The organism is Wenyingzhuangia gilva (assembly GCF_030519655.1).
Lineage (GTDB): Bacteria > Bacteroidota > Bacteroidia > Flavobacteriales > Flavobacteriaceae > Wenyingzhuangia > Wenyingzhuangia gilva.
Genome location: NZ_JAUMIT010000001.1, coordinates 15,677 through 39,214, shown reverse-complemented (window position 1 = coordinate 39,214; position 23,538 = coordinate 15,677). Strand labels below are relative to the sequence as shown.

Here is a 23,538-nt window from a genome sequence, read left to right as displayed (position 1 = left end):
ACTAATTAAAAAATGAACATAATGAAACATAATAAAATATGGAGTTTAGTTGTTGTTGCTTTTACCTTGCTTTGGTCTTGTGACAGCTATTTAGATGTAGTTCCAGACAATCTGGCGACTATAGACGATGCATTTAGTTTACGAGTAAATGCTGAAAAATATCTTTTTACTTGTTATTCTTATATGCCTAATCATTCCGATCCTGCGAGTAATTTTGGTTTGGTTGGAGGTGATGAAATCTGGGCTTTTAATTCAGCTCCAGGTTCTTCAAAAAACTTTGAGCATAGAATTTTTGATGTTGCCAAAGGAGGACAAACTAAAATAGATCCTATTGGAAATGAGATTTGGGATGAAATGTATAAAGCCATTCGTGACTGTAATATTTTCTTAGAGAATATAGAAATCGTTCCAGATATGGATGAATTAGAAAAAAGAGAATGGATTGCTGAAGTAAAATTCTTAAAGGCTTATTATCATTTTTATTTAATAAAACATTACGGGCCTATTCCTTTGGTAAATGAAAGTTTGCCCATTGATGCTTCTATCGATCAAGTTCGTGTTTCTCGTCAACCGGTTGATGATTGTTTTAATTTTGTAGTAAACCTTTTAGATGAGTCTATTCAAACATTACCTACAGAGATTACAGATCCTATTAGTTCTTTAGGTAGAATTACTCAACCTATAGCAATGGCTTTAAAAGCAAGAGTGCTATTGTTTCATGCAAGTCCTCTTTTTAATGGAAATAGTGACTTTGCAGCCTTGATTAATAAAGATGGAACACAATTGTTTAATCAAACTAAAGATGATACAAGGTGGGTTACTGCAGCTACTGCTTGTAAAGAAGCTATTGACCTTTGCGAAAGTTTAGGATATCAACTCCATGAATTTCAAAACACCATTGGAAAGCCTTTATCTGAAGCGACCCTTACTCAATTAACTTTAAGAACCGCGATTACTGAAAAATGGAACACAGAAATTATATGGGGAAATACGCAAAGTATGGTGAGTAGTTTACAACGTTTTGCAACGCCTTTTGTGGATGAAACAAATACTGAAAACTCGCAAATTAGACATGAGTTAGGTGCTCCTATAAAAATTACAGATTTGTATTATACCAAAAATGGAGTGCCTATTGAGGAAGATAATACTTGGGATTATACCAATAGATATGGTATAAGAGCAGCAACAGTTAATGATTATCCTAATGTTGAAACAAATTATGAAACTGCTAATTATAATTATGATAGAGAAAATAGGTATTACGCAAACATTGGTTTTGATGGAGGGATTTGGTATGGACAAAGAAAATATGACGAAGGTGATTTGTTTTATATAAGAACCAAACAAAGTCAACAAAACAACAGTAATGCAACAGGTAGTTATATTAAAAAATTAGTGCATTATGAAAATGTTCAGACCCCAGCAACTAGTTATTCTGTGAATGCTTATCCTTGGCCAGTAATTCGTTTAGCAGATTTGTATCTAATGTATGCAGAAGCTTTAAATGAAGCAGAAGGACCATCACCAGAAGTTAAACAATACATAGATAAAGTTAGAGAGAGAGCTGGTTTAGAAGGTGTAGACGATGCTTGGACTAATTTTTCAACCAACGCATCAAAGCCACAAACTAAGGAGGGACTTCGTTCAATTATTCATCAAGAAAGAGGAATTGAACTTGCTTTTGAAGGAAAACGTTATTGGGATATTCGTAGATGGAAAACAGCACCTACCATTATGAATAATGATGTGTTAACTTGGAATTTATCACAAGAAACAGCTGAACTATATAGTAAGCCAAGAGTAGTGTTTACTCAGCAATTTGGGATTAAAGATTACTTTTTACCTATTAAGGATAGTTATATTATTCGTAATAGAAATTTGGTGCAAAATTTAGGTTGGTAACCCACAAAAAAGACAAATTATGAAGAAAAATTTAATATATATATGCGTTTGCTTTTTGTTGATGGCTATTAGTTGTCAAGAAGAAGGACGAGAAGATTTAATTAGTAAATCTGGAGAAGCTCCAGGGGTTATAAATAATATTAATATAACACCTACACCAGGAGGAGGAATAGTGACTTATGATGTTCCTGATGAAGATAACTTTTTATACGTAAAAGCGGTTTACGAAGCACCTAAAGGAGAAATTAGAGAAGCCAAATCATCTAAATATGCAAATGAAATTGTTTTAGAGTGCTTTGGAGATACAGAACCACATAATGTAAAATTATACAGCGTAGGAAGAAATACCAAGGAATCTGAGTTTGTAGAAAAGAGTTTTACTCCTTTAGAAGCATCAATTTATAATGTTGCTGCATCTTTAGATATTAATGCAGTCTTTGGTGGAATTGAAGTTTTATATGAAAACAATGATGAGGCAAACGTAATTATAGAAGTGATGGTTGATACCATTGGAACAGCTAAAGAATATGTTCCTTATGATAAGTATTATACAAAGTTAAATAGTGGTAGATGGGTATTAAGAGGTTTTGAATCTGTGGAAACTAATTTTGCAATAACAGTGAGCGATCCTTGCGGAAATACTACAGAAACTATAAAAACAACTTTAACACCATTATTTGAAATAGAAATTCCTAAAGATGATTTTGCTGATTTAAGATTACCAAATGATTCTAGATCATTACGTTCTAAAAACCCTATTACACATTTATGGGATGGAGTTATTAATTCTAATAGTAACTTCTGGGCATCAGATCAAAATCAAGACCCTATGCCAAAATGGATTTCTTTAGATTTTGGTAAAAAGTATAAGTTAAGTAGGTTAAAACTATGGTTCCGTGGAGATGGAGAATATACAGATGGAAACTACCCAACTGATTGGGAAGTATATGGATCTAATGATCCTAATCCAGATGGGTCATGGGATAGTTGGACGTATCTACATCATTTTGGAGAACCATATAAACCATCAGGATTACCACATAAGCAACGCACTCAAGAAGATATTGATTATGCAAGACAAGGTATAGATTATGAGTTTATTGATATACCAGACGGTTACCGTTATTACAGAATTAAGTTTAATGAAACTACAGGTAAGGGGGCGTTTATTATTATTACAGAAATGACTTATTGGGGTAAAGAGGAATAGATGTTAAACTTAATGCAAAGTAAAATGAAAAATAAAATAAAAAATATAGTATTAGGAATGCTCGCATTATCGGTGTTTTCCTGTCAAGATCAAACGGAGATTTATGAAGGTTTTGTGAATGAATTTTCTGATAAAAATTATCCAGGAAAGGTTTTATATCCAGTTTCATATGCTGGTAAAAACAGAGTTAAAATAGGAGTTTTAACGCCTAAAGATCCGTCATCAAAAGAAATGAGAGTTTTTTGGAATTTTTATACAGATTCTATTTCAGTGCCTATTACGGCAACTAATGCTCTTAAAGAATTGATCATAGATAATTTAGATGAAAAAGCATATTCTTTTATCCTAAAAACGTACGATGATGAGGGAAATATATCTGTACCTGTTGAGGTTTTTGGAACTGCTTATGGAGCAAATTATCAGAAATTAATTTCTAATAGAGAATTAAAGAGTTCTAGTGTAGATGGAATAACAGGTGCGTTAACACTCACTTTTGGAGATGCTGATATTTCTAACGGAGCTGTGGAAACTAGAATAAGATATACAGATACTTCTGATGGTGAATCAACAGCTGTATTACCTGCTGCAGACAAAACAATTACAATTAGTGATTATAAATCTGGAGCAGAATATGCTACTTATTTTTTACCAGAAGAAACTTGTATTGACACTTTTAATACTGAGTGGGATGGTATTTAAAAAGTAGCTAAATACTTACTAGATATTAAAATTAAATTTTGGGTTTAATGGCATGGTAACTCATAACCATTAGGCCCATAATTTAATCTTTCAATTCTCTATTGATGAGAATATACATTTAACCCCTATGAAAAATATATGAAATATAATTATTTAATATTTTCTTGCTTCTTGTTTATTTTTACTAGCACAATACGTGCTCAAAAATCAATAGGTGATTATGAGAAAATACTTTTAGAAAAAGAAAATCAATTAACCATACAAACAAAAAATGCTTTAGTAATTATAGAGTTTTGTACTCCTTCTATCCTTAGGTTTAGAACTACCTGGAATGGTGTTTTTGAAAAAGAAGAACATTGGATGGTTTCTAATTATAATTGGAATCCGGTTAATTATCAATTAAAAGAAACAGAAAAAGAAATCAACATTAACACAACATTATTGCAAATTAATATTCACAAAAAAACATTTGCAATTCAAATTTTTGACAACAAAGGAAATTTATTGTCTTCTGAGTTTAATCAAAACAAGAAAAATTATTTAGGAGCTTATCAAGAAGATAAAAAAGTGGGAACTGTAAAACAATTACAGGAAAATGAACATTTTTTTGGTTTTGGAGAACGCATGGATTTTTTAGACAGAAGAGGAAAAAAAGTAACATTAAATGTAGGAAGAGGTATTGGAAGACCTCACATAACAGGTGCTTATAATGTTTTAGAGGCCAATTATAGTCCTATTCCTTTTTTTATGAGTACCAAAGGGTATGGCGTTTTTTTTCATAACGCATATCCAACTACGTGGGATATGGGAGCAAGTAATAATGAAATTTACAGTTTCCAGGCAGAAGGTGGAGCCTTAGATTACTATTTTATTTATGGGCCAACGTTTACAAGTATTTTAGATGGTTATACTTCTATTACAGGTAAATCACCTTTATTACCAAAATTTGCATTAGGCTTACATGTAGGAACATATAGTGGTGGAACTTGGGGACAAGAGAAAAATACTTCTACAGATTATGTGGTAAATCTTGCTAAAAAATTTAGAGAGTTACAAATTCCGCTAGACGTATTACATTTAGACTCTACTTGGCGAATTTTTGGTAAAAGTGGGGGAAAAGGAGCGACGACTTTTGAATGGAGAGAAACTTTTAAAAACCCAGAGAAAATGTTTTCAGACTTGTATGATTTAAATTTAAATATGGTAGGATTACATTTAAGACCGAGATTTGATAACGGAAAGGAATTACAATTGTTAGATGAAGCTAGAAAAAAAGGATTTGTATATCCAGAAGATGATAACCCCGGTGAATTTGTTAATTTTTTCGATCAAAAATCAGTAGACTGGTGGTGGGATAATGGTGTGAAAAGAGTTGCAGATCAAGGAGCCATGTTTTTAAAAACAGATGAAGGAAGCGCTTTTGGCCGTAAAGCAAATGAAAGTGATAAAGTAGGACCCAAGGGAGAAAATATAAAAGAATTACATAATTTATTTCCTATAGCTTATGCCAAAGCTCCTTATGAAAAATTTCAAGAGCACAATGGAATAAGAGGAATGAACCATACCCGAGAAGGGTATGCAGGTATTCAGCGTTATCCTTTTATTTTTGCAGGAGATTGGCCAAGTGAGTGGCAATATTTTGAACCAGTAATAAAAGCAGGTCTAAATATTGGGCTTTCTGGAGTAGGAAATTGGTCTCATTGCATGGGAGGATTTGAGCATGTGGCAGATCCTGAGTTATACATTCGTTGGTGTCAATTTGGATTGTTGAGCCCTATTGCACATTTGTTTGGAATGGAGCATCCTAGTTATAAAGAACCGTGGTCATATGGAGATGAAGCTCAACGTATTTTTAAGCAATATGATGAAATGCGTTATAGCTTAATTCCGTATTTATATAGTTATTCTTATGAAATGTATACCAAAGGAACTCCATTAATGAGAGCGTTGGTTTTGGCTTATCAGAATGATATAAACGTATATAATATTACAGATCAATATTTATTAGGAGAAAGTTTAATGATTTGTCCAGTAACACAAAAAGGAGCACAAACTAGGGTTGTATATTTGCCTGAAGGAATTTGGACAGACTATTGGACAGGAAAAACTTATGAAGGTAAAAAAGATTATAATGTTCTATGTCCTATTGATCAATTGCCAATTTTTGTAAAACAAGGAGCCATAATTCCAACCCAAGAACTTATAAATTATGTAGGAGAAAAAGAAATGACTCAGTTGACTTTGGATGTGTATCCAAATGCATCAAATACTTTTACGCTTTATAATGATGATGGTAAAACCTTAGATTATAAAAAAGGAAAATTTAATACAACTTTATTCATTTCAAAAATTTCGGAAAAAGAAATTGAATTTACAATAGAGGCTACTAAAGGAAAATTTAAAAGTACTGTATTAGATTATATAGTAAGGTTTCATTTAAAAGAAAAACCAAATTCTATAAAAGTAGATGATAAAATATATGAATTGGATTCTGATAAAATAGCATTTAAAGATGGTGTTTTATCAGTGTCTGTAGAGAGAAACAGTAAGGAAAAAACAGTAATAGTGGTTAAGTAAATAGTTAGTTTAATTGTTGACAATGGTTTTATGCGAAAGGATAAAACCATTGTTTTTTTATGACTGTGTTTTGTGTTCTACCTGATATGTTTTAGGAGTTTGTCCAAAGTATTTTTTAAAGATTTTAGAAAAATAATTAGCATCATTAAAACCACAAGTAAGGCTTACTTCAGCAATGGTGTAATTGGTGTTTTTAAGTAATAATGCTGCCTTTTTCATTTGAATGGTGCTAATGAATTCATGAGGTGTTTCTCCTGTAATCTCCTTCATTTTTTTATAAAAAACAGTTCTACTCAGTCCCATTTTAGACAAAATTAAGTTGATACTAAAATCTGCTTCTCCAATAGTTTCTTCTACAATCAGTTTTACTTGTTCTATAAACTTTTTATCCTCATCGGTATTGGTTAAAATATCCATAGATAGTTCAGGATTTTTACTAAAACTCTGAATAATAATATTTCTTTGATTAATAAGAGCATCAATTTTTAACTTTAAATATTTAAAATTAAAAGGTTTGGTAATGTAATCATCCGCTCCAATTTTTATTCCTTCTATTTTTTTATGTTCTGATGAATTTGCGGTTAAAAGAACGATTGGAATGTGACAGGTATTAAAGTTTTCTCTCAGTAATTTAATGGCTCCAATACCATCAACCAAAGGCATCATAAGGTCACAAACAATAATGTCTGGCACTTCTTTAATAGCCGCTTCAACACCTGTTTTCCCGTTTTCTGCTGTAAAAACATTAAAGTATTGTTGAAATTTTGTTCCTAAATAATCTCTCATTTCATCATTGTCATCAATAATTAAAATAGAGTATTGTTTGTTTGCGTTTTCTGTTTTAAAATCTTTTTGAACTTCTAGTTTAGGTTCATAAAAATTACTTTCGTTCACTACAATATCACTTACCTCAATATCTTCACCTTTATAATGTTTTTTATGTATTGGTAATAAAATATTAAAACAAGTACCTTGGTCTATTTCACTAGTAACTTCAATAGTTCCTTTATGACAGTTAACAAGTTCCTTTACATAGAATAGACCTATTCCCGAGCTGTTTTCGCTTTTTCCAAAACGCTCAAATAAATGTTTTTGATCTTCTTTTGAAATTCCTTTTCCTTCATCTTTTATTTTAATTTTGATGTACTCATTGTTGTTAATCAATTTTAAAGAAATTTTAATAGACTTGTCCGAAGGGGTAAACTTAATAGCGTTAGAAAGGAGGTTATAAACAATTTTTTTCAGCATTTTAACATCAATATGACCAACTATGTTTTCACTATTGGTTTTAAATGATAAATTTATTCCCTCTTTGGTAGCTAAAGGCATAAATTGATCATGGATGTTTTTAATAAAATCAACAATGTTTGTGTTGATTAATAAAAGCTTCATTTTTTCTTCTCTAATTTTTCTAAAATCTAGAATTTGCTCTACCAAATTTAATAGGTAAGTGGTGCTTTTTTGAATTTTTTTAGTACTTAACTTAGTTTGATTAGAAACTTCATTGTCATCAATAATATCTTGTAAATGACAAGAAATTAAAGTCAATGGCGTTTTAAATTCGTGAGATATATTGGTATAGTATACTAATTTTTTCTCGTTTAGTTTATCGGCAAAGACAATACTATTTTTTGCGGAAATTTGCCTTTTGTATAAATATAAAAAAGCAAAAAAGATACTTCCAAAAAACAAAACCATTAAGAAATAACCTAAATAAGATTTAAAAAAGGGTGGTTTAATATTTACATTAAACTTAAGTGTTTTTGGTAATTCAAGACCGTCACTATTGGTTGCTTTTAATAAAAATGTATAATTTCCATGTGGTAAATTTTGATAAATAGCGGTATTGCTAGTTAAAGGAGTACTCCAATTTTTATCAAAATGATCTAGTTTATATGAGTATTGAATTTTTTCTGGGTTTTTAAAATCTAAAACAGAAAAGTCAAAACGAATGGTATTTTGAGTATAAGATAATTCGACGTTGTCTATATATTCAATATTTTTTTGAATAATATCCGATTTTCTAGGTATTTGTTCATTTCCGTTTACAAAGAATTTAGAAAGTACTAATGGATATGCGGTAGTATCTTTGGTAATGTTTTTAGGATTAAACGTTAAAAAACCTTTGTGGTGTCCAAATAAAAAATCACCGTTATTTAGTTTGTTAACGCAGCCTTCAGTAAAATAATTTAAACCATATCCTTCAACAAAAAAATTCTCAAATTTATTGCGTTTTGGGTAATATTTGTTAAGTCCTAAACTGGTGCTAATCCATATGTTTTTGTCGATATCTTCTTGCATTGCAAAAATCTTATTAGATGACAATCCATTGGCCACACTTAAATGAGTAAATTTAAATTTTCGGTCCTTAAAATCACTATAGTTTAGGATGTTCATTCCGCCTCCCATGGTAGAGAGATAGATGCTATTGTCTGATGCTTGAAAAATGTGATCGACAGAATTATAGGTTAAAGATGAAATGCTGTTTTTGATATTTTTAATAGATATAAACTTTTTGTTTTTTTTGTTTAATTCATTAGACATTAAAAGATTAATTCCATCTGAGGTACCAATCCATAGGTTATGATCTTTGTCAAAAAATAAACAACGGATGTAATTACTTAGTAGTTGATCTGATGATTTTTTTTGAGTATAGGTTGTTATTTTAGGATTGTTAAAAGGGGTAGACATTTGTGCCAATCCGTAACCATGAGATCCAAACCAATAGTTTTTATTATGGTCTTGAATAATAGCATATACATCGTTTAAAGCTTTTGAATTCTTTGATTCTATATGGATTATTTCAAGATTTTTAGGAGCTGTATCGGTAATGCTTTTAATCACAAATAATCCTTTTCCTTTAGTACCTATCCACATGTTATTTAGGTGGTCTATATACAGGCTATATACATTAATGTTTTTGAATTTTTGTTGATTTTCTTTAGACAGGTCATCAGGAAAAGTGAATTGTAAATCATAATTTGAATAACAAAAAATTTTACCCCCTTTACTTCCTAGCCATAAGCGACCTTTTATATCTTCAACAGAGGCACGAATTTCATTTTCAAATATATTAATAGGATTATTTATGGGTTTGTGCCATATGAAGTTTTCATTGGTAAGGTTAATTTTGTTGATACCACCATACATGGTTCCTACCCAAAGATTTTTTGAGGAATCTTCAAAAATAGACAATACAATATTAGAGGAAAGACTTCCTATTTTTTCTTCGTTTGATTTAAATTTTGAAAAAGTATTGTTGTTTCTATTGTATAAAAACAAGCCTCCACCATGAATTCCAATCCATAAATTTTTATTACTGTCTTCTAGAATTTTTTGCTTATCAGAGTCTCCTAAAAAAAATCTTTCTTCGGCATCTAAATCATAATATTCTATTTTTTTTGATCCTATGGAGTATTTAAAAATTCCTCTTTTCTGAGCGATTAGCCAAGTGTTGTTAAAAGAATCATTGTAGAATTTAGAAATTCCATTAAAATTTTCATGATAAATCAATGAAGATTCATCTTTAGGAATGTTATATTCCAAAAGAAACTCATTAGAACCTAAAAGTAAAATATCATCGTTATATTGATTAATTGATATAACGGAATTGCTTTTTAGTTTTTTATTGATGCTAACAACCGGTATGAATTTATTTGTTTTTGGGTTGTATTTGATAATTCCTTTAGAAGTTGTTCCAAACCAAATATTATTTTTATGAGTATTAAAACTAATAAAGCTTGTGTTTTGATAATAGGTATTGATGATTTTTTCACCTTTAGAAAATTTTATTTTTACAAGACTGTTTTCAGTTCCTATCCACATATTTCCTAGCAAGTCTTCAAAAACAAAATGAACATCATTACTTGTTAAACCGTTCTTAGTATTAAATATTTCTGCTTTTAATTGATAAGAATTTTCTATATAAGATATTTTAGTGCAACCATTGTTTCCCCATGCCCACATATCTCCGTTTGAAGTTATTCTAAAGCCTTCAACAGGAAAATCCCTTTTAAGTAAGTGTTTATTTAGGTTTAACACTTCATTGGTAATAGGGTTTACTCTTTGTAGATTTAAGTCATCAGCCCAACACCAAATAAACCCTTTTTTATCTTCACTAATTTTAACCATTCTACTGTTGGTTAAACTAGTAGTGTCACCAGGAATAGAATTGTAGTTTTTAAAACTTTTTCCATCAAACCTACTAAGACCATTTAAAGTTCCAAACCATAAATACCCATGTTCATCTTGAATAATATCTCTTACAGAATTGTCTGGTAGTCCGTTTTTTATATCAAGTTTTTCAATATAAATATTTTGAGCATTTAAAAAGAAGGAAAGTAAAAAAAGTAGATAACAGAATTTATTTTTCATAGTATTAAACAATATTCTTTATTAGTTGATGTTGTTTGGGGTAATGATTTTTTGCAGTAAAGGAATAGTTTTATTTGTTGATAAAATATGACTAAAAAAGCCTTTTAAACAAGTCGTTTAAAAGGCTTTTTATAAAGTTTGTTTTTTTACATTAGCCTATTTCTCATAAAAACTATTGATAAAAAATCGCAATCCAATTTCTTTATTGTTTTTAAGATAATCTGCCAGGGTAGTGGCAATAAAAGTAGCTCCTTTGATATTTGTATGAGTATGATCTTGAGGAAAGAATTCTTTTACTTTTTCTTTTCCTAAAGCTTCATAACCTTCAGCTACCAAATTGTGTAAGTCAATGTAATAAGCACCTTCTGCTTCAGCAGCTTGTTTTGCCCAACCTACATAACTATCATTTCTCCTTTCTACTTTTCCGTTAGGCCATTCGTTTCTTGGGGTTAAACTTAAAACTATAGGAATGGCTCCTTTTGCTTTAACCTCCTTAATCATGTGTTTCATGTACCAACCATAGGTGTGTACAACTTCAACAAGACTGTCTCTATTTACTTCTTGACTTTCATCTCCCATTCCTTTTAAAGAACCTCTGTATTTGGCTTTGTCAATGTTTCCGGCATCATTATGTCCAAATTGAATAAAAACATAATCACCAGCTTTAAATTGTTTTTTAGCTGCTTCCCACAAACCTTCATATTCAAAAGTTCTAGTACTCCTACCTCCTCTGGCTTTGTTGTAAATATTCACACGCATGGTATCACACAAAGATGGAAATGCAACACCCCAACCGATGGTATTCGGATTACTACTTTCTGCCATAGTAGAATCTCCAATTAAATAAATATCTGTTTTCTTAGGAAGTTTTATGGTTGGATTTTCAAGAAAATATTGTTGGATAGAATTATCAGTTTTTTTTAATTCATTTACAATAATAGAAGCGGCTAAAGCAGCTCCTTTTGCTGAGGTATGTGTATGATCTCTTTTGTAAAAATAAGTTCCAGTTACTTTACTTTCTCCCAGTTTTTCTAGTTGAGACGCCATATTATCATTCAATTCAATAAATTGAGCTCCTGTTTTTTCTGCTACTTGTTTTGCCCATAAACCGTAAGATTCATTATTTCTTGGTATTTTACCATCTTTCCAATCGTTTCTTGGAATTGGAGACATAATAATTGGAATGGCTCCTTTTGCTTTGGTTTCTTCAATCACTTTGGTAATGTACCATCCATAAGAATGAACCGTTTCGTGTTTACCAGTAATCATGTTCACAATCTTTTCAGATTCGTTTCCAATTCCTTTAATGGTCCCTCTCGCTCTTTTATTGTCGTTTAGAGGACCATTATCGTTGTGACCAAATTGAATTAATACATAATCACCTTTTTTAAGTTTTGCTTCTACAGCATCCCACAAACCTAAAGCTTGAAATGTTCTACTACTAGTTCCTCCTAGAGCATGGTTTTCAATATTTACTTTGGTTTTGTCTAGATACTGACCAATAAAATCACCCCATCCCCAAAGACCGTTGTAACCATCTCCTTTACCATTTTTTACAGTAGAATCTCCTACTGTATAAACAGTGGGTTTGCCGTTTTTTGTTGTAGTTGTTTTGTCTGTTGATTTACAACTAGCAAATAAAGCTGATAAACAAAGTATTGTTAATAATTTTTTCATGTTGTATTTTTATCATTAATTATTTCTAAAATCGAACCATAAAGTCATTGGAATACCATGGTCACCACTTTTGATTCTGATATTTGTAGGTTGACTTTCTGGACCTTGATCACTTAAACTTTTAAAAGCTCTCATTCCTGGAATTTCATACATAAAAGAAATGTTTCCTTCAGGAAATCTAGGTTGAGGAAAAACTTTTGAAATGGCTTTTTTAGGTAAATCTGGCGTAAATAATCTTAAAAATAATTTATCAGATTCGCTAAAAAACTGAACATCTCCATTTTTTGTTCTAAGATTTGCAGCAATCATATTGGCATGATAACCTTTAAACTCTGGATATACCAAGTTTTCAAAACTTTCACCAGTAATGGTCTTGTTGTAGTCTTTTTCCCAAAGTCCCATTGTGGTTCCTTTAATTCTGTTTTTCCAAACATGGTAAGGTCCATTTCCAAACCATTTTATAGATGCTACACCTTCTTCTGGAAAATCAAAAGTAAGACCAAATTCACTAATAGCTCCTTGAATAAAAGCATCGTCAAAACCGCTACTTCTACCCGCATATTTTAACATTAATGCATCCATTTTAATTCTACCATCATTGTACATCGTCCAAGTAATATTGTCTAAACCTCCTGCGTATTTAATATAACAAACTGCTGAATCTTTGTATTGCTCTGTGGTTACTTTGTCAACTTCAAACTTCATTCCTACAGGTCGAGGACCATTGTTAAAAGGAACATTTCCTTTTTCGTTTTTAATACTGATGATTTTACCAGTTTTGTTATCTAATTTCAATGTCACTTTTTTACTACTTAAAGTAACTTCATTTTTAGATTGAGATACTTTTACCTTTTTTCTTTCTTTTTCTGTTTTGATGAATTTATTTGCAAAATAAGGAGCTTTGTGTATTGGCCATGACCATGTATAAATTTCTCTACCAAATTTATCATTTGCAGTAATTTCTAACCAATCTCCTTCAAAAAAATCATCAGGTAAATCAAACTTAATTTTTCTAGTTTCTCCTGGTTCAATACTTCCTGAATTAATAGTGTTAGAAGCAGTAATTACAGCTTTATCTTTGTTGTAAATAACATCATTACTAGTTTTTAACACACGATATTCAAGTTTACACTCATCAAGGTTTGTATAAATGTATTCGTTACTTACCATAAAAGAACCATCAAACATAGAGGTTACTTGTTTTGGTTGAAACTGAATTGGAGACCAAACTTCTTTTACAGTAAAGAAACTCCCTTCTTTTTCTCTATGAGGTCCTAAAACACCATCGGCAGCAAGGTTTCCTTTTGAATCAAATTTTTGTTCTCCTGTCCTGTCGGTACGCAATACAGCTTCATCTAACATCGCCCACATAAATCCACCAGCAAATAAAGGACTTTGCTTGTAACGATTCCAAAAATCTTCTAAACCAGCTCCAATACCATTGTCATAGGTTCCATGCATAAATTCGGTAGGAAAAAACACGTTTTCACCATTGTTAAATCTGTGCATTCCTGTTAAATAAGTAGGGTAGTGGTGTGTATCCCAACCATCAAAATCAGACCAAGGGTGAATGACAATTCTATTTTGAGGATCGTATTGGTGGAAAACGTGATCAATTTCGTAGTTCCATCCACCTTCATTTCCATGGTCCCAGATAATAACTGATGGATGGTTGACATCTCTCTGCACCGTTTCTTTAATTATTTTAGTTCCCGTTTTGGTATCATATCCGTTTTGCCAACCTGCAACTTCATTCAACACAAACAAACCTAAAGAATCACAAGCTTCTAAAAAATGAGTGTCAGGAGGGTAATGACCTCTAACTGCGTTCATATTCATATCTTTAATTAAGTTTACATCTAAAATACTAATGATTTTATCAGTACTTCTTCCAGACTCTGGCCAAATGGTGTGTCTGTTAATTCCTTTCATGATAATTTTTTTACCGTTTACGTAAATACCATCTTTTTTAAGGAATTTTATAGTTCTAAACCCGATTTTGGTTTTAGAAGTATGAAGTGTTTTTCCATTGTTTTTAAGTGATAAACTTAACGTGTATAAGTTTGGAGATTCTGGATTCCAGTTTTTTACACCGTCCCATTTTGCTTTAATGGTTTGTAAATCATCTTTACTGTTGATAGGCAAAGTGATTGCAGGGAATTTTTCATCACTTCCGATAGGATTGATTTTTGCTTCTATAATACTATTTTCTGGAATGTTTACCAATTCTAAATCAGCAGTTAAAGAACCATCCATTTGAGCATCAACCGCTACGTGTTTGATGTGAGAGCTTGGAGAAACTGTTAACCAAACAGGTCGGTAAATTCCGCCAAACAACCACCAGTCTGTTTTACGTTCTGCATTGTTTACCGTGTTGTTGCTAGAGTGTTTAGAAACATGTACTTCTAAAAGATTTTCAGCTCCGTAGTTTAACAAAGATGTAATGTCATATTTAAACTCATAAAATCCACCTTGATGAATGTCTCCAGCCGATTTTCCGTTGATTTTCACTTCGGTATCTGTCATTGCACCCGCAAAAACAATGGTTACATTTTTACCTTTGTAATCGGCAGGAATGTTGAATTTGTATTTATAAAAACCTTCTTCTTTACTTGGTTCTTTTTGATCTAATTCTTTGTACCATCTACCATAAGTATAAGTTCCAAATCCTTGTAATTCCCAGTTTGAAGGAACATCAATGGTTGTGCATTTTTTACTGTTATGTCCATCAGTACACATAAATTCCCATTTCACAGGGTTTTTAAAGTCTTTACCAGATAAGTATATTTTTTCTGATTCTTGGGCTACAGCATTGATACAATAAAGTAATGCAAAAGCAAATAGCGTAGCTATTTGCTTTGTTTTTGTTTTGTTAAAAGTCATATAATTATTAATTACCATCAGGTGTTTCTATTTCAAATCTTGTGCTCATTGGCACAGTCCAATCACTTAGTTGATTTGGATTTTCAGGATTGTATTTAGGAATGTTAGGTTTGATGTACTTAACAAGTCCTATGTTTAATTGTTGAATACCCAAGACTACAGATTTTGCAATTTCATTAGCTCCAAAACTATTGAAATGAGTGTTGTCTTCTAAAGCTTTTGATTGTCTAGGAAAGGTATTTGCAGGATATTGTACAAATGCTTTTCTAGAAGGTTCATCTCCCCAAGCTTCGTACATTTTGGTGGTCATTTTGGTAATGTCAATCAAAGGAACTTGTAATTCCTCGGCTACTTTTCTCATCGCAGCAGGATAATCACCATGTGTTGGTTTTAAAGTACCATCATTATTAAATGCTCTTCTTTGCGTTGGTGTACACAATACTGGTATTCCACCTTTATTCCTAGCTTCTTCAATAAATTCTTTTAATAGGTTGGTATATAATCCCCAAGCACCATTTCCTTCTCCCTTTATTTTTTCATCATTGTGACCAAATTCTATAAAAATATAATCCCCAGGCTGCATTAAACCTAGTATTTTCTTTAATCTTCTACCTCCTTTAAAAGATGGTAAAGATGCTCCTGATTCTGCATAATTTGCAAATACAACATCAGAGGTAAAATAATTGGTGATGAATTGTCCCCAAGAAGCCCAAGGCTCATGATCTTGGTCTGTAACGGTTGAATCTCCAGCTAAAAACACATTGATGACATTAGAAGCGGGAGTAATTTTTATGCTTTGTATAGCTGGCTCTCCTGAAAACTCTAAAGTTAGCTTGTTGTCCCAATTTAATTGTCCTTTATTACGATTCTTAACAGCAATATTAGTGTGTTCATCTATTTTAGGAGTTCTAACATTAACTGTAAATGATTGATGAACAAATTCTTTTTTGTCTGTCTTAACTTCTTTCAACATCAATCTTCTAGATTCTGCTTTTACAGACGTAATAGCACTTTTTTTTCCTCCTAAAACCACATCAATAGTATAGTTTCCTTCAGGAAGTTTTACAGAAAAGTAAATAGAAGTCTTACCTGAAATATTTTTCTTTTCAAATGTTACTTTTTCAGCAGATCGATAGTCAAATCCATACCCCGTTTTCTCATTGTAGCTAATAGGAGTGTTGATGTTTATTCCAGATTTTGATTTTATTGTTTTACCAAAATAGAATTCTTGGCTTTGTTCTTTTTGTTGTGCGTTAACATTTAAGATAGAAATCCATAAAAAAGCAGAAAAAAGATATTTAAAGTATTTCATTGAGATAATTTTTAGCAAACTAGTGTTAATGTTGCAAAAATCCATCCTGCACTATGATGCTATGTTAAGGTCTTTTTTACCAGAAACTTATGTTTAAATATAAAAAAAACAAGAGTATTGTGCTCCTGTTTTTAATACTATTTTAATATTGTATTTTATACAAACTAAATAATTACTTAGTAAAGTTATAGTTAGGGTTTGTAAAACTCTTTAAATTTTCAAAAGGAATAATTGACCAATAGGTATCATCACATTTTTTATTTGTAAGTGTTTTACTTTCTAAGTAAAGTCCTTTAGTGGTTAGCTTCCATATAGGAAACTGCCAAGCTTTAACACTGTTGTAGTTACATTTGATAGCTTCTGTAGGATTTATTTTTTCAGGATAAAGACTTGTTAAAATTTCTAATATTTTAGGTCCAAAAACTTTGTAACGGTACTGCATCCATTTGTATTCTCCAGAAGATAGTTGGGGCTGAGGTTGTTCACCAAACCAAAATAAATCTTCTAGTTTTGGAGCTATTCCATCAATCAATTTAAATGTATGGTACTCTGTGGCGTTACTTCCTTTAATACCAAAGCAAGATCTATTTGTGTTGGTTGTAAAACTAATAAAATCTTGATTTAAAAAAGTAACCTCATAATCAATCGAGTATTCCCCATTACTTCCTAAATAAACACATGAGTATTTTGTGTTGATCATTTTTAAGTGATTGGCTATTAGTTTATTATTGATACTGTCAGCCTGAATTTTATATTTACGACTATTTATAATTCTAAAAAAAGAAATTCCAGTTACTGGATCCGTCATTTTTCGGATACAAGCTCCTTTAGATATTTTTTGTTTTTTACCTTTTTTAAACTTAACGTCTTTTGTTCTATATGCAGTAAATGGATCTACTTCATATTTTTTAATCGCTTCAAAATATGGGTGATTTAACTTTTCTATATCAATTGGTTTTAAGCTAAAAGCAATTTTTTCTTTATTTTCATAAGTCCATGTTCCTGTCCAAACGTTTTTTTCTTTTTCAATTAATTGTACTGAGTCTTTGGTAATATTTTGTTTTTTTACGGGATCCCAATATTTTGATATCAAATTAATTTGGCCATTCTCTAATATTACACCTTCTAATAAATGATTGTATAAGTCGTTTTGAGTAAAATAGCTCGCAACACAGTCGTTTCCGTACTCATCAATTTTAATGGCAAGTTCTGTTTCCCCAACTTTTCCTTGTAAGTAATATGTTTTTTCTCGGTGTGCATAAATGTTGTGAACACATAGAAAAAACAAGATTCCAATAATGGTGTTTTTCATTTTTGATATAATCATTTAGATTTATAAATTGAAATAGAGTTTTATTTGGGGTAAAAAAAGAGTAATTTCCCCGCCAAATTAATTAAAATATTCGTAATTAAATGGATGGATTTGTCTTTTATTTAAAGCAGGGAGTAAATCATATTACAGATTTAGAAGGAATAGACCACATGGCGTTTATCATCACGCTTTGTGCTGTGTACAAAATAAAACAATGGAGGCAAATTTTGGTTTTGGTTACTGCATTTACCATTGGTCATACCGTAACTTTAGCGCTTTCGGGTTTAAAACTTATTTCTGTGAACCAAGAATTGGTAGAAACTTTAATTCCGGTAACCATATTATTAACGGCCGTTTATAATATTGTAAAAAAGACAGATCATTCAAAAGGGGGAATACAATTGAATTATTTATTAGCACTGTTTTTTGGCTTTATTCACGGTATGGGTTTTTCAAATTTTTTCCGTTCTATGATGATGGGAATAGATGATGAATCTATAATTTTTCCTTTGTTTTCCTTTAATGTAGGAATAGAATTAGGTCAACTAGCTATTGTGGCTTGTTTGTTGTTAATTAATATTATATTAACCACTATATTTTCTGTAAAACATCGAGATTGGAATTTAGTGATTTCTGGTGCAGGTGGGGGAATAGCACTTACGATGATTCTTAAACATTTGATTTAAAAGTTTTGAAAAATATTTTATTAGCATTTTTGGTTTTATTTGGAGTTTCCAATTTATGGGCTCATACCATAAAAATGACCACAGGAAAACTTGAGTTAAACACCCAAAATAAAACATGTAAGCTTACGCTAAACTTTTTTATTGATGATTTTGAAAGTGAATTAATCAAAATGTATCCTCAGCCTCCATTTGATTATAAAGTTCCAAACACTCAAATGCAAGAAACTATTGAAAGCTATGTTTTAAATAATGTAAGTATAGAGCTTAATCAGGTGTTGGTAAATTTAAGTATAACCTCTATTTATAAAACGGAAGATAATGTTTGTCAAGTAATTTTTAATGGACAATTAAACGAACATCAAGAATATGATATTGTTACTGTTAAAAACACGTTGTTGTTTTCTTCTTTTGATAAGCAATCAAACATTTTACACGTATATGTTGATGGAGAAAAAAAACAGATTTTTAGATTTTTTGCTGGAGTACCTGTAAGAACAGAGAGATTTTAACTTAACTTTTTTTATAAAAACAAAAGGTGATACCTTATGTAAGCTATCACCTTTTTGATATATGTACAATAATTATTGTTTAATAAATTGTGCATCAATCACAAGTTTTACTTTGTCAGAAACCACAACACTTCCAGCTTCTGTAACAGCACTCCATGTAAGGTTAAAATCTTTTCTGTTGATTTCTCCAAGAATTTCAAAACCAGCTTTTGTTTGTCCGTAAGGATCTACAGCCACTCCGTTAAGTTCTACGGCTAAAGAAACTTCTTTGGTAACATCTCTAATGGTTAAATCACCTATCAATGTTTCTCCGTCAAAAGACTTAGATTTAAAAGTCATTTCAGGATATGTTTCAGCATTAAAAAAATCATCAGATTTTAAGTGCGCATCTCTATCTTTATTTTTAGTATTGATAGATTCTATTTGAGCCGTAAAATTAAAATCGGCTCCTTTAAAATCTTCACTTTCTGTTTCTAAACTAGCATTAAAATTTTCAAAGTGACCTGTAACAGTTGAGATCATCATGTGTTTTACTTTAAATGCAACTTCTGAATGTGTTGGGTCAATAGCCCATTTTGTTAAATTTTTCATCTTAATTATTTTTTGATTAAATATTCATTGGTACTTCCATTAGTAATATTTGGGCATCTTTTGCTGCTGTTATTTTAATGGTTTCGGCATCCCATACTCCAAAACCATCTCTTCTTTCTAACTCCTGACCTTCAATGTTGGCTGTTCCTTCTAAAACAAAGAAGTAAACACCATTTTCTTGTTTATGAATTTTATATTCGGTCTTTGTTTGTTCATTAAATTTTCCAATACTAAACCAAGCATCTTGATGTAACCAAACACCTTTATCATTTTTATTAGGAGAAAGAATTTGATAAAATTCATTTACTTTTTCTAAATCTTTGGTAGATATTTGATCGTAACGAGGGTGTACTTGTTGTTGATTTGGGAATACCCAAATTTGTAAAAACTTTACATCATTTACTTTGCTTTTATTGTATTCGCTATGGAAAACTCCTGTTCCAGCACTCATCACTTGTACATCACCCTCTTTAATTACGGTGGTGTTTCCAATACTATCTTTGTGCTCTAAATCACCTTCCAATGGAATAGAAATAATTTCCATGTTATCATGCGGATGTGTTCCAAATCCCATTCCTTTAGCTACATGGTCATCATTTAAAACCCTAAGAACTCCAAAATTCATTCTTTCTGGATTGTGGTAATTTGCAAAACTAAATGTATGATGTGAGTTTAACCACCCATGATTGGCATGTCCTCTTGTATTTGATTTATGTAATATGCTTTTCATAACTGTATCTCTTTAACTCTTGTTATTTTCTATAACAAAGATCTGGAAACTATACAGTTTAGAGGATGTAAAAAAACGGGAAGGACTTATGAAAATCCGATATTTAATGATTTTCCTTAAATTTTGATGGAGAAATCCCTACTTGATGTTTAAAAAAAGCACTGAAATTTGCAGGTTCAGAAAAACCTAACTCAAAACCAATTTCTTTGTTACTTAGGTCTGTAAAATAAATCAAACGTTTTGCAGCCACTATAATTCTACTCTGAATGTGTTCTTTGGCTGTTTTTCCTGTTTGGGTTTTTACCAATCTGTTTAAATGATCGGGAGAAATGTTTAGTTGATTGGCATAATCTGTTGTGGCATGCCATTCTTTATAGTGTTGATTGATTAGGGTTTTAAACTTACGTAAGGTAGAATCTATACTTTGATAATAATCTGAGGGTAAGGAGCATGCATTGTTGCATGCTATTAAAATTAATTTTAACAAAGCTCCAATAGCTTCATTTTTATAGGTGAATTGGGAATTGTATTGGTTGTAGATTTCAGTTAAATAAAGGTTGATTTTTTGATGAATGTCCTTATTTAAAAACAAAGGAGGACTAGATCCAAAGTCGTTAAAAAGATTTAAATCGTCTATAAAAGAAACAGGAATATTATTTTCAATTAAAAACTGATTGGAAAAAACCAAAGCGTAACCGTAGGATTTTGAGGTTTCTATAATTTGATGAACCTGACCTGGAGCAACAAAATAAACTTGATTGGCTTCTAGATTAAATTCGTTAAAATCTATAAAATGTTTACCCTTAGCTTTATTGGTTACAATTACTGTAAAATAATCATGTCTGTGTGGCGTGTCGGGTTCTCCTTTTCTTTTGGTATAAATATCTTCCATTTTGGAAATTCCAAAACTTATGTGTTCGTCTTTTTTATTTATTTGATTGTATGTTTTTAATTGATTCAAATGAGATTTTTTATAAATATACAGAATCGTGTAGTGATTTATTCTTTAAAAGTTAACGTAAAAGTAGTTCCAACATTTATTTTGCTTGCTACCTCAATGCTACCTCCTAAACTTTCTAAGTGACTTTTTACCAAAAATAATCCAATTCCTTTGCTATCTGAATGATTATGAAAAGTTTCATGCAATTTAAAAATATCCCCCTTTACTTTGTCCATATCAAAACCAATACCGTTATCAGCAAAAATAATTTGAGTTTTTCCGTTTACTTTTTTAGAAGTAATAGATATGATAGGTTTTCTCTCTATATCTGAATATTTAATAGCATTTGAGAGGAGATTTAAAAAGATGCTTTGTAAATAAAATGAACTAAAAGTAATGCTAGGAACTTCTGAAAAATCAACAAGTAATTTTGCTTTCGAGTTTTTTATAGATTCACTAATAGATTCTTTTACAATATTTAAGGTGTTGTTTAGGTTTAGTTTTTGTAAATCTATGTTAATTTTTTTCTCTGTATTTAAAGTTTCTATATGCTTGTTTAAAGTCTGTTTTAAATTTAAAACAGAAGTGTAAAAAACTTCAATGTATTTAAGAGTTTGTTTGTCCTCAATTTTAGGAAAGTTCATCAAGCCAAACAAAGAAATAATATTGTCTATGGGAGATCTTAAATCATGTGAAGTTGTGTAAGCAAATTGTTTCAACTCAGTATTTAATCTCGTAAGTTCTATCAGTAAAGAATTTCTTTTTTCTTCTAATTCTTTTATTTGCGTAACATTTTTGGCAACAGCATATATTAACTCATCCTCTGGTTCGTATACAGAAGTCCAAGACAACCAAATTGTTTCACCGCCTTTTGTGATATACCGGTTGTCAAAATTAATCATGGGTATGTTACGGCTAATCTCGTGTCTTAATTTTGAAGTCAATTTTCTGTCATCGGGATGTATATAGGAACTAACTGATGTGTCTAATAATTCCTCTATACTATAGCCTAATGAATTAGCAAAAGAGGGATTTATTTTTTTTAGAATTCCTTCTGGAGATGCAATGCAAAGAATATCTGGAGTGATGCTGAAAAAACGTTCAAGATCAAATTCTTTTTTTGATTTTAATTCTTGAAAAGAAAAGTCGTGATTACTATTCATTGATGGTTGATATTGCTAAGGTTGATAACTAAAACAATTTATTAAAAAAAAGATAATTTTAATTTATAAAATCACAATAACTTTATATTAATGATTATTTCAATAAGACTAAGTATTTGTATGTGTGATATGTAAATCAATTTGTAATGTATGAAATTACATGGTGTTTATACTAAAACAATTATTAAATTTGTTTACGGAATTAAAAACAAAAAGATAATGAGTCAATTTGATAACGAAAAAATTCAAGAATATTTAAAAAATGGAGCAGTAGTATTAGATGTAAGAACAGATGAGGAATATGCAGAGGGGCATGTTGCTGGTTCAGAACACATTGTATTACAAACTTTGCCAGGAAAAGTAAATGTGGTAAAAGAGTATGCAAAACCTGTGATTGCTGTTTGTAGAAGTGGGGCAAGAAGCCAACAAGCTACAGATTTTTTAAAACAACATGGTGTAAATATTATTAACGGAGGTCCATGGGAAAATGTGGATCAATACGTAGGATAAAACATAACGGTTTTATATATAAAAAAGCTCTTTGATATAAAATCAAAGAGCTTTTTTTGCGAACTAAATCAACGTTTACTAATTATAAAAAAAATACTAATCTCTCCAAGGTTTGTAATTTTTTGCCTCTGGTCCTTGAAGTTTTCTTCTTTTGTTATCTGTAACAATTGCTATTGTTTCGGAACTTTTTTCATCTTTCCAAGGCTTAAAGTTTTTAGCTTCAGGTCCTTTTAAATCTTTTTTAGAACTTTTATTTACAACAACTGTAGCTTCAGTTTCGTACTTCCAAGGCTTGTAGTTTTTAGCCTCTGGTCCTTTCAATTCATTTTGTTTTTGAGCGTATACACTACTCCCAATCATCACTGCTAAAATCCATACTAAATTCTTCATAAACACTATCTTTTAATGATTTATCTATGATAAAATTACAAGCAATTAAAGGATTTTGAAATATGAGAAAAAC

17 protein-coding genes are annotated in these 23,538 nt (G+C 30.8%); 7 read left to right on the top strand and 10 right to left on the bottom strand.

Annotated elements, in window-relative coordinates:
- Nucleotides 1-21 precede the first annotated feature (21 nt).
- From QVZ41_RS00170 to QVZ41_RS00155, 4 genes are all read left to right on the top strand, one after another.
- The gene (locus QVZ41_RS00170) at nt 22-1,902 is read left to right on the top strand and encodes a RagB/SusD family nutrient uptake outer membrane protein (RefSeq protein ID WP_302882536.1); all 1,881 of its coding nucleotides are present in this window, start codon (nt 22-24) and stop codon (nt 1,900-1,902) included.
- A 19-nt stretch (nt 1,903-1,921) separates the two neighbouring features.
- Entirely contained in the window at nt 1,922-3,112 is a 1,191-nt protein-coding gene (locus QVZ41_RS00165; RefSeq protein ID WP_302882535.1) for a DUF5000 domain-containing lipoprotein, read from the top strand.
- A 24-nt stretch (nt 3,113-3,136) separates the two neighbouring features.
- A complete protein-coding gene (locus QVZ41_RS00160) occupies nt 3,137-3,811 on the top strand; it encodes a DUF4998 domain-containing protein (RefSeq protein ID WP_302882534.1) in 675 nt (224 codons plus the stop codon).
- Nucleotides 3,812-3,949: 138 nt separating this feature from the next.
- Nucleotides 3,950-6,388: a glycoside hydrolase family 31 protein gene (locus QVZ41_RS00155; RefSeq protein ID WP_302882533.1), complete on the top strand. Its 2,439-nt coding sequence runs from the start codon at nt 3,950-3,952 to the stop codon at nt 6,386-6,388.
- Nucleotides 6,389-6,445: 57 nt separating this feature from the next.
- Here the strand turns inward: QVZ41_RS00155 and QVZ41_RS00150 are convergent, their stop codons facing one another.
- From QVZ41_RS00150 to QVZ41_RS00130, 5 genes are all read right to left on the bottom strand, one after another.
- Complete coding sequence (locus tag QVZ41_RS00150) at nt 6,446-10,762, bottom strand: hybrid sensor histidine kinase/response regulator transcription factor (RefSeq protein ID WP_302882532.1); 4,317 nt, start codon at nt 10,760-10,762, stop codon at nt 6,446-6,448.
- A gap of 156 nt (nt 10,763-10,918) precedes the next feature.
- Nucleotides 10,919-12,439: a rhamnogalacturonan acetylesterase gene (locus QVZ41_RS00145; protein ID WP_302882531.1), complete on the bottom strand. Its 1,521-nt coding sequence runs from the start codon at nt 12,437-12,439 to the stop codon at nt 10,919-10,921.
- 15 nt (nt 12,440-12,454) lie between these two features.
- Complete coding sequence (locus QVZ41_RS00140) at nt 12,455-15,340, bottom strand: glycoside hydrolase family 2 TIM barrel-domain containing protein (RefSeq protein WP_302882530.1); 2,886 nt, start codon at nt 15,338-15,340, stop codon at nt 12,455-12,457.
- The gene (locus QVZ41_RS00135; RefSeq protein ID WP_302882529.1) at nt 15,330-16,634 is read right to left on the bottom strand and encodes a rhamnogalacturonan acetylesterase; all 1,305 of its coding nucleotides are present in this window, start codon (nt 16,632-16,634) and stop codon (nt 15,330-15,332) included. The genes QVZ41_RS00140 and QVZ41_RS00135 overlap by 11 nt, the downstream gene beginning before the upstream one ends.
- 172 nt (nt 16,635-16,806) lie before the next feature.
- Nucleotides 16,807-17,946, bottom strand: a complete 1,140-nt coding sequence (locus QVZ41_RS00130) for a hypothetical protein (RefSeq protein WP_302882528.1) — start codon at nt 17,944-17,946, stop codon at nt 16,807-16,809.
- A 101-nt stretch (nt 17,947-18,047) separates the two neighbouring features.
- Between QVZ41_RS00130 and QVZ41_RS00125 the strand changes: the two genes are divergently transcribed.
- Together QVZ41_RS00125 and QVZ41_RS00120 are read left to right on the top strand one after the other, a co-directional pair.
- On the top strand, nt 18,048-18,632 hold the full coding sequence (locus tag QVZ41_RS00125; RefSeq protein ID WP_302882527.1) for a HupE/UreJ family protein: 585 nt from the start codon (nt 18,048-18,050) through the stop codon (nt 18,630-18,632).
- Nucleotides 18,633-18,637: 5 nt separating this feature from the next.
- Nucleotides 18,638-19,141, top strand: coding sequence for a DUF6702 family protein (locus tag QVZ41_RS00120; RefSeq protein ID WP_302882526.1), 504 nt, complete (start codon nt 18,638-18,640; stop codon nt 19,139-19,141).
- 72 nt (nt 19,142-19,213) lie between these two features.
- Here QVZ41_RS00120 and QVZ41_RS00115 read toward each other — a convergent pair whose 3' ends face one another.
- The 4 genes from QVZ41_RS00115 to QVZ41_RS00100 form a co-directional block, all read right to left on the bottom strand.
- Nucleotides 19,214-19,732 carry a YceI family protein gene (locus QVZ41_RS00115; protein WP_302882525.1) on the bottom strand — a complete coding sequence of 173 codons (519 nt, stop codon included), beginning with the start codon at nt 19,730-19,732 and terminating at the stop codon, nt 19,214-19,216.
- 16 nt (nt 19,733-19,748) lie between these two features.
- Nucleotides 19,749-20,462: a pirin family protein gene (locus QVZ41_RS00110; RefSeq protein ID WP_302882524.1), complete on the bottom strand. Its 714-nt coding sequence runs from the start codon at nt 20,460-20,462 to the stop codon at nt 19,749-19,751.
- 103 nt (nt 20,463-20,565) lie between these two features.
- Nucleotides 20,566-21,423 (bottom strand): AraC family transcriptional regulator, encoded by an 858-nt coding sequence (locus QVZ41_RS00105; protein WP_302882523.1) that lies wholly within the window; start codon nt 21,421-21,423, stop codon nt 20,566-20,568.
- A 38-nt stretch (nt 21,424-21,461) separates the two neighbouring features.
- Nucleotides 21,462-22,565, bottom strand: coding sequence for a PAS domain-containing sensor histidine kinase (locus QVZ41_RS00100; RefSeq protein WP_302882522.1), 1,104 nt, complete (start codon nt 22,563-22,565; stop codon nt 21,462-21,464).
- A gap of 219 nt (nt 22,566-22,784) precedes the next feature.
- Between QVZ41_RS00100 and QVZ41_RS00095 the strand changes: the two genes are divergently transcribed.
- The gene (locus tag QVZ41_RS00095) at nt 22,785-23,075 is read left to right on the top strand and encodes a rhodanese-like domain-containing protein (RefSeq protein WP_302882521.1); all 291 of its coding nucleotides are present in this window, start codon (nt 22,785-22,787) and stop codon (nt 23,073-23,075) included.
- A gap of 96 nt (nt 23,076-23,171) precedes the next feature.
- On the opposite strand, the gene QVZ41_RS00090 is transcribed toward QVZ41_RS00095, so the two are convergent.
- Complete coding sequence (locus QVZ41_RS00090) at nt 23,172-23,465, bottom strand: hypothetical protein (protein ID WP_302882520.1); 294 nt, start codon at nt 23,463-23,465, stop codon at nt 23,172-23,174.
- Nucleotides 23,466-23,538 lie beyond the last annotated feature (73 nt).

Bases quoted from the DNA above. Each gene is read 5' to 3' on its own strand.
- QVZ41_RS00170 (WP_302882536.1), top strand. From the start codon at position 22: ATGAAACATAATAAAATATGGAGTTTAGTTGTTGTTGCTTTTACCTTG.
- QVZ41_RS00165 (WP_302882535.1), top strand. From the start codon at position 1,922: ATGAAGAAAAATTTAATATATATATGCGTTTGCTTTTTGTTGATGGCT.
- QVZ41_RS00160 (WP_302882534.1), top strand. From the start codon at position 3,137: ATGAAAAATAAAATAAAAAATATAGTATTAGGAATGCTCGCATTATCG.
- QVZ41_RS00155 (WP_302882533.1), top strand. From the start codon at position 3,950: ATGAAATATAATTATTTAATATTTTCTTGCTTCTTGTTTATTTTTACT.
- QVZ41_RS00150 (WP_302882532.1), bottom strand. From the start codon at position 10,762: ATGAAAAATAAATTCTGTTATCTACTTTTTTTACTTTCCTTCTTTTTA.
- QVZ41_RS00145 (WP_302882531.1), bottom strand. From the start codon at position 12,439: ATGAAAAAATTATTAACAATACTTTGTTTATCAGCTTTATTTGCTAGT.
- QVZ41_RS00140 (WP_302882530.1), bottom strand. From the start codon at position 15,340: ATGGTAATTAATAATTATATGACTTTTAACAAAACAAAAACAAAGCAA.
- QVZ41_RS00135 (WP_302882529.1), bottom strand. From the start codon at position 16,634: ATGAAATACTTTAAATATCTTTTTTCTGCTTTTTTATGGATTTCTATC.
- QVZ41_RS00130 (WP_302882528.1), bottom strand. From the start codon at position 17,946: ATGAAAAACACCATTATTGGAATCTTGTTTTTTCTATGTGTTCACAAC.
- QVZ41_RS00125 (WP_302882527.1), top strand. From the start codon at position 18,048: ATGGATGGATTTGTCTTTTATTTAAAGCAGGGAGTAAATCATATTACA.
- QVZ41_RS00115 (WP_302882525.1), bottom strand. From the start codon at position 19,732: ATGAAAAATTTAACAAAATGGGCTATTGACCCAACACATTCAGAAGTT.
- QVZ41_RS00110 (WP_302882524.1), bottom strand. From the start codon at position 20,462: ATGAAAAGCATATTACATAAATCAAATACAAGAGGACATGCCAATCAT.
- QVZ41_RS00100 (WP_302882522.1), bottom strand. From the start codon at position 22,565: ATGAATAGTAATCACGACTTTTCTTTTCAAGAATTAAAATCAAAAAAA.
- QVZ41_RS00095 (WP_302882521.1), top strand. From the start codon at position 22,785: ATGAGTCAATTTGATAACGAAAAAATTCAAGAATATTTAAAAAATGGA.
- QVZ41_RS00090 (WP_302882520.1), bottom strand. From the start codon at position 23,465: ATGAAGAATTTAGTATGGATTTTAGCAGTGATGATTGGGAGTAGTGTA.